The organism is Streptomyces hilarionis, from assembly GCF_024539675.1.
Classification (GTDB): domain Bacteria; phylum Actinomycetota; class Actinomycetes; order Streptomycetales; family Streptomycetaceae; genus Streptomyces; species Streptomyces hilarionis.
The window spans coordinates 22,183-28,678 of the sequence record NZ_JAHHIT010000124.1 but is presented as its reverse complement, the minus strand read 5'-3'; the positions used below and the strand labels follow the sequence as shown (position 1 = coordinate 28,678).

Here is a 6,496-nt window from a genome sequence, read left to right as displayed (position 1 = left end):
AGTCAGACCCTGCACCACCACCCGACGCGTCGCCGCCCCCTGCACCACACGCCCCACCGCCAGCAGCACCACCGCCCACGCCGCCTGGAACGCGAACGCCGACCACGGATCGACCACGCCCATCAGCACATCCGCCGGCATCTGCAACAAAGCCGCCCACGGCAACGCCGCCACGATGTCGCCCAACGGCTGCGGAAACGCGTTCAACGGCAACGCCATCCCCGAACAGAACATCCCCGTCACCACCAGCGCCTGCAACGCGCCCGTCCCGTCCAGCGTCCAGAACCCGGTCAGCGCCACCAGGAACCGGATCCCGTAACTCACCACCATCGCCAGCCCCACCGCGACCAGGAACGCCGACCACAGCACCGGATCACGCGGCAACGCCGTCGGGAACAACCACGCGCCGAACACGAACGGGATCACCCCGCGCCCCACCAGCTGGAACACCGCCCGCCCCGCGTCCACCGCCAGCCACCACGCCTGGAGATCGGCCGGCCGGTACAGGTCGACCGCCACGTCGCCCGAGCGGATCCGCTCGATCAGATCCGCCTCGAAACCTCCGCCCTGGATCGCCAGCGTCGCGAACAGCGCCTGCCCCAGCCACACATAGGTGACCGCCTGTGACTGGTCGTAACCACCCAGATGCGGCCGCTCGTCCCACAACGCCAGATATGTGTAGACGAGGATCAGGCCGAAAACGGTGTTGGTGAACACCCCCGCGGCCGTGGCCACCCGATAGGTCGCGTACCTTCGGAAACTCCCCACCGCGACGGCCGCGTACAACCGCGCCGATCCCAAGGCAACCCTCCTCCTCGCCCACGAGTCACCCCTGGTGCCCCCGTCGGCACCGAAGCGCAGGAGCCTAGTGCGTCCGCGCCGACGCGTGCCACGCGATTTCCGGCACAACACGCGCCGATTGTCGGGAACGGAACGCAGGGTGCGAGAGTCTTCAACAGGGGGCGCAGAAGGCGTACGAGGCTTACGAGGCGTACGGGAACGTACCCACGCGAAATCAGGAGTCCTGCAACACATGAGTGACGATCCGCAGCCGCAGCAGCCGACCGAAGGCTGGGCACCAGGAAAGCCCGAGGCGGGTGACGGAGGAAGCGAGAAGAAGGTGAAGCGACCCAAGCGCACCGGATGGCGCCGCCTCCTGCCCACCTGGCGGATGGTGCTGGGCACGTTCGTCATCGGCGTCCTGCTCGTCGCCGGCCTCTTCTTCCTCGGCTACTCGATGGTCAAGATCCCACCGGCCAACGCGCTCGCCATGAAGCAGTCCAACGTCTACCTCTACGCCGACGGCACCGAGATCGCCCGCGACGGCACCGTCAACCGCGAGAACGTCGACCTCTCCCAGATCTCCAAGGACGCCCAGCACGCCGTCCTGGCCGCCGAGGACCGCGACTTCTACACCGAGTCCGCCATCGACCCCAAGGCGATGCTGCGGGCCGGCTGGAACACCGCCACCGGCAAGGGCAAGCAGTCCGGCTCCACCATCACCCAGCAGTACGTGAAGAACTACTACCTCGCGCAGGAACAGACCGTCACGCGCAAGTTCAAGGAGTTCTTCATCTCGATCAAGCTCGACCGCGAGACGTCCAAGGACGACATCCTCGAGGGCTACCTCAACACCAGCTACTTCGGCCGCAACGCCTACGGCATGCAGGCCGCCGCCAAGGCCTACTACGGCGTCGAGGCCGCCAAGCTCACCCCCGCCCAGGGCGCCTACCTCGCCGCACTGGTCAACGCGCCCAGCGAGTACGACGTCATCGCCCACCCGGAGAACAAGGCCGCCGCCCAGGCCCGCTGGAACTACGTCCTCGACGGCATGGTCACCAAGGGCTGGCTCAGCCAGAGCGCGCGCAGCGGGATGAAGTTCCCCACCCCCCGGGAGACCTCCGGCGCGGACAACGGCCTGTCCGGACAGCGCGGCTACCTCGTCAACGCGATCAAGGACTACCTCAAGAACAACAAGATCGTCACCTCGGACGAGCTGGAGAGCGGCGGCTACCGCATCACCACCACCCTCGACAAGACCAAGCAGAAGGCCTTCGTCGACGCGGTCAACGACAAGCTCATGTCCAAGCTCGACCCCAAGAAGCGCAAGGTCGACTCCTACGTCCGCGCCGGCGGCGCCGCCGTCGACCCCAAGACCGGCAAGATCCTCGCCATGTACGGCGGCGTCGACTACGTCAAGCAGTACACCAACAACGCCACCCGCCAGGACTTCCAGGTCGGCTCCACCTTCAAGCCGTTCGTCTTCACCTCCGCCGTCCAGAACGACTCCACCACCCAGGACGGCCGCCAGATCACCCCCAACACGATCTACGACGGCACCAACAAGCGCCCTGTCCAGGGCTGGTCCGGCCCCTCCTACGCCCCCGAGAACGAGGACTACGTCAACTACGGCGACATCAACGTGCGCACCGCCACCGACAAGTCCGTCAACACGGTGTACGCGCAGATGGCCGTCGACGTCGGCCCCGCCAAGGTCAAGCAGACCGCGATCGACCTCGGCCTGCCCACCTCCACCCCCGACCTCCAGCCCTACCCCTCCATCGCGCTGGGCACCGCCAACGCCAGCGTCCTGAACATGGCCGAGGCCTACGCCACCCTCGCCAACCACGGCAAGCACGGCGCCTACACCCTGATCGGCAAGGTCACCAAGGACGGCTCCGACGTGATGGAGCTCCCCGCGTACAAGGCCACCCAGGCCGTCAGCCGCGAAGCCGCCGACACCACCACCTCGGTCCTGCGCAGCGTCGTCGAGAACGGCACCGCCACCGAGGCCCTCGCCGCCGGCCGCCCCGCCGCCGGCAAGACCGGCACCGCGGAGGAGGACCAGGCCGCCTGGTTCGCCGGCTACACCCCCGACCTCGCCACCGTCGTCGCCGTCATGGGCCAGGACCCCGAGACCGCCCACCACAAGTCCCTCAAGGGCGCCATGGGCCTGCCGCGCATCAACGGCGGCGGCGCGCCCACCCAGATCTGGGCCCAGTTCACCCGCAACGCCCTCAAGGGGACCCCGGCCTCGGAGTTCAACCTCCAGATCCAGGACGGCGGCGAGGAGTCCGCCTACCCGTCCGCCCCGCCCTCCTCCGAGGAGCCCGGCGACGACGAGTCCACCGGCAGCACCCCCTCCGGCGAGGCCACCAAGGGACGGACGCAGGGCCAGACCCAGGGCCAGACGGGCGGCGGCTCCACCACCGGCGGCGCCACCGGCAACACCTCGACCGGCGCGACGGGCGGCAGCCCCACCACCGGAGGCGCCTCGACCGGCACGACCGGCGGCAGCCCCACCACCGGGGGCGCCACCTCGGGCACCGACTCCGGCGGCGCCGACGGCGGCGCCACGGCCGGAACCACCGACGGCGGCGGCACCGGCGACCCCGGCAACCCGGGCGGCACCACCGCCGGCCCCCAGCTCACGCCCGTCCGCCGCGACTGACACCCGACCGCGCCGACCGACGCCGACGTCCCCCGGTCCGGGCGGACGCCGGCCGGTCACCCCCGTCAGTGACCGCCGGTCACCTTCAGCCCCACCACGGCGACCAGCAGCAGACACACGAAGAAGATCCGGGCCGCGGTCGCCGGCTCCCCCAGCACCGCCATCCCGACCACCGCCGCCCCGGCCGCACCGATCCCCACCCACACCCCGTACGCCGTGCCGATGGGCAGCGACCGGGCGGCGTACGACAGCAGCACCATGCTCGCGACGATCCCCGCGCCCGTGAACACACTCGGCACCAGGCGGGTGAACCCGTCCGTGTACTTCATCCCCACCGACCAGCCGACCTCCAGCAGACCGGCGACGACGAGCAGAACCCAGGCCATGGGACACCTCCGGGAGAAACGACGGCACAGGACAGTGCGTCGTCTTTGCGATCCCGGTACGGCGCGTCTCGTCGGGCACCTTCGAAGGTAGCAAAGAAAACGCAAAAGGGGCTGGTGACCATGGTCACCAGCCCCCCACGCCGTCATTTCACAGGTACAGAGGTTCAGAGGTACAACCCCGTCGAGTCCTCCGACCCCTCGAACCGGTCCGCGGCGACGGCGTGCAGATCGCGCTCCCGCATCAGCACATACGCCACGCCCCGCACCTCCACCTCCGCCCGGTCCTCCGGGTCGTACAGCACGCGGTCACCCGGCTCCACCGTCCGCACGTTCTGCCCCACCGCGACGACCTCCGCCCACGCCAGCCGACGACCGACGGCCGCGGTGGCGGGAATCAGGATGCCGCCACCGGAACGCCGCTCGCCCTCGCCGGTCTCCTGCCGCACGAGCACACGGTCGTGCAGCATCCGGATGGGCAGCTTGTCGTGCCGGGGATCGAGGTCGTCTCTCTTGGCGCTCACAGCACTGAACCTACCTGCCCGAAGCCGATCCGTGAGCGGGCGGGTGCGGCGCGGCCCCGAAGGCGGTCACCCCCGGCGACGACGGGTCCCCAGGGCCAGCAGCCCCACGACCCCCACGACGACGAGCGCCACCGGCACCACCCGCTCCAGCCGGGGCGCGCCCTCCTCGTCCACGAACTGCCCCCGCACCTCGCTCACGACCCGGTTGACCTGCACATAGGCCCTGCCCAAGGTGTGATCGACGTTGGCGACGACCTTGGCCCTGGCGTCCCCGACGATGGTCTTCGGGTGCACCCGCACCCCGATCTCGTCCAGCGTCTCCGCCAGCACCTCGCGGCGGGCCCTGATGTCCGCCTCGATCTGCGCCGGGGTTCTGGTGTCCGACGTCTCCGCCACGGTAAGGCCTCCGAAGTCAGCCGATTCTTGTTCTGGGCGATCCTTGTTCTGGACAGTCTGTCAGCTCCGCCCGCCGCCGCACTGTCAGGACCCCCGGTTAGGCTGGCCCGATGAGCGAGCGACTCCAGCCCGGGGACGTGGCCCCCGACTTCACCCTCTCCGACGCCGACGGCAACCAGGTGTCCCTGTCGGACCACAAGGGCCGCAAGGTCATCGTCTACTTCTACCCGGCGGCGCTGACCCCAGGCTGCACGAAGCAGGCCTGCGACTTCACCGACAACCTCGAACTGCTGACCGGCGCCGGCTACGACGTCCTCGGCATCTCCCCGGACAGCCCCGAGAAGCTGGGCAAGTTCCGCGACAAGGAGTCCCTGAAGGTCACCCTCCTGGCCGACCCGGACAAGACCGCGCTCGACGCGTACGGCGCGTTCGGCGAGAAGAAGAACTACGGCAAGACGTACATGGGCGTGATCCGCTCCACGTTCGTGGTGGACGAGGAGGGCAAGGTCGAGCGGGCCCTGTACAACGTCCGCGCCACGGGCCACGTCGCCAAGATCATCAAGGATCTGGGCATCTGAGTTCCCCTCCCCCCGCACAGACGGCCCGAGTCGGACCCCCCGACCCGGGCCGCTCCACATCCCGCGCGTGACTGTCCGATAAACGATTCGTTACTCCGTACGAGACCACGAACGAGTGGTCGGGGAACGGAGGGGCATGGGCATGCCGAATGCAGCGGCACGGGCGAGCGTCTACGGCAGGGAGAGGCTCGCGCGGGAAGTCGCCGAGGCTCGCGGCTGGGCCGACCTCATGCGCCGGCTCGATCTCAAGCCGAGCGGCGGCCAACGCAGGGTGCTGCAAGAGCACGTCGCGCGCCATGGACTCGACACGAGCCACTTCGTCAAGCGCAGCCCATGGCGCAAGTACCCGGACGCCGCCATCGCGGAAGCCGCCGCCTCCTCGTCGTCGCTCCGGGAGGTCGCCCTGAAGCTGGGGGCCACACCGGCCACCGGAACCCTGTCCCACATCCGGCGCCGCCTCGACGCGGCCGGTGTCGACGTCAGTCATTTCCCGGGCATCGACCGTGCCGGCGTGGTTCTGCCCTTCACCCCGGAAGAACTCCGGACGGCCGCGGCCTCAGCCACGAGCGTGCGCGGCGTGGCGCGCGCACTGGGCGTCCCCGACGACAGCCGCTCCCGGTCGGCACTCGCTCGCACGCTGGCAGCACTGGGGATCGACGTCGCCCACTTCTCGCATCGCCGCGCGACGATCCCCGAGGACCGGCTGCGCGACCTCGTCCCCGTCTGCACCAGCTACGCCGACGTCATGCGCGGGCTCGGCATGGAGGTCGACGACACCAATCACCGGCGCGTGCGGCGCGCCGCCTCCCGCCTCGGCCTGGACACCGGCCACTTCACCCGCCGGCCCTGGGGGCGGCCCGAGCGTCCCGCCCCTGCGCCGATCGCACATCGCGTACTGGTCGTCCTGCCGGACCGGGCGGGCCGGACGAACAGGGACCGGCTGCACCAGGCGCTGAAGGAGATCGGAGTGCCGTACGCCTGTGCCGAGTGCGGCAATCCCGGCGAGTGGCGGGGTCGCCCGGTCACCTTGCAGATCGACCATGTCAGTGGTGACTGGCGGGACAACCGTGCGGCGAACCTGCGCTATATGTGCCCCAATTGCCATGCGATCACCAGCACGTGGTGCCGGGGTGGGCCGCGACGGCGCCAGGGCTAGAACGGCTG

General features: G+C 69.8%; 7 protein-coding genes and 1 riboswitch. Of the genes, 3 read left to right on the top strand and 4 right to left on the bottom strand.

Annotated features, from left to right (window positions below; translation table 11 throughout):
- Positions 1 to 801, bottom strand: an 801-nt coding sequence (locus KMS84_RS27500) for an ABC transporter permease (RefSeq protein WP_256919144.1), incomplete at its 3' end; no start/stop codon positions are given.
- 232 nt (positions 802 to 1,033) lie between these two features.
- Between KMS84_RS27500 and KMS84_RS27495 the strand changes: the two genes are divergently transcribed.
- Positions 1,034 to 3,451, top strand: a complete 2,418-nt coding sequence (locus tag KMS84_RS27495; protein WP_256919143.1) for a transglycosylase domain-containing protein — start codon at positions 1,034 to 1,036, stop codon at positions 3,449 to 3,451.
- Between the two features lie 65 nt (positions 3,452 to 3,516).
- Here the strand turns inward: KMS84_RS27495 and KMS84_RS27490 are convergent, their stop codons facing one another.
- From KMS84_RS27490 to KMS84_RS27480, 3 genes are all read right to left on the bottom strand, one after another.
- Positions 3,517 to 3,837 (bottom strand): DMT family transporter, encoded by a 321-nt coding sequence (locus KMS84_RS27490; protein WP_256919142.1) that lies wholly within the window; start codon positions 3,835 to 3,837, stop codon positions 3,517 to 3,519.
- A 33-nt stretch (positions 3,838 to 3,870) separates the two neighbouring features.
- Positions 3,871 to 3,930: riboswitch (guanidine-III (ykkC-III) riboswitch) on the bottom strand.
- Between the two features lie 71 nt (positions 3,931 to 4,001).
- Positions 4,002 to 4,304 (bottom strand): GroES family chaperonin, encoded by a 303-nt coding sequence (locus KMS84_RS27485; RefSeq protein ID WP_236052880.1) that lies wholly within the window; start codon positions 4,302 to 4,304, stop codon positions 4,002 to 4,004.
- 120 nt (positions 4,305 to 4,424) lie between these two features.
- Entirely contained in the window at positions 4,425 to 4,754 is a 330-nt protein-coding gene (locus tag KMS84_RS27480) for a DUF3618 domain-containing protein (protein WP_256919141.1), read from the bottom strand.
- Between the two features lie 110 nt (positions 4,755 to 4,864).
- Between KMS84_RS27480 and bcp the strand changes: the two genes are divergently transcribed.
- A complete protein-coding gene (bcp, locus tag KMS84_RS27475) occupies positions 4,865 to 5,332 on the top strand; it encodes a thioredoxin-dependent thiol peroxidase (protein ID WP_256919140.1) in 468 nt (155 codons plus the stop codon).
- Between the two features lie 142 nt (positions 5,333 to 5,474).
- Positions 5,475 to 6,488 carry an HNH endonuclease gene (locus KMS84_RS27470; RefSeq protein WP_256919139.1) on the top strand — a complete coding sequence of 338 codons (1,014 nt, stop codon included), beginning with the start codon at positions 5,475 to 5,477 and terminating at the stop codon, positions 6,486 to 6,488.
- Positions 6,489 to 6,496 lie beyond the last annotated feature (8 nt).

Excerpts from the sequence above, each read along its gene's own strand:
- KMS84_RS27495 (WP_256919143.1), top strand. The coding sequence starts at position 1,034 with ATGAGTGACGATCCGCAGCCGCAGCAGCCGACCGAAGGCTGGGCACCA.
- KMS84_RS27490 (WP_256919142.1), bottom strand. The coding sequence starts at position 3,837 with ATGGCCTGGGTTCTGCTCGTCGTCGCCGGTCTGCTGGAGGTCGGCTGG.
- KMS84_RS27485 (WP_236052880.1), bottom strand. The coding sequence starts at position 4,304 with ATGCTGCACGACCGTGTGCTCGTGCGGCAGGAGACCGGCGAGGGCGAG.
- bcp (WP_256919140.1), top strand. The coding sequence starts at position 4,865 with ATGAGCGAGCGACTCCAGCCCGGGGACGTGGCCCCCGACTTCACCCTC.
- KMS84_RS27470 (WP_256919139.1), top strand. The coding sequence starts at position 5,475 with ATGCCGAATGCAGCGGCACGGGCGAGCGTCTACGGCAGGGAGAGGCTC.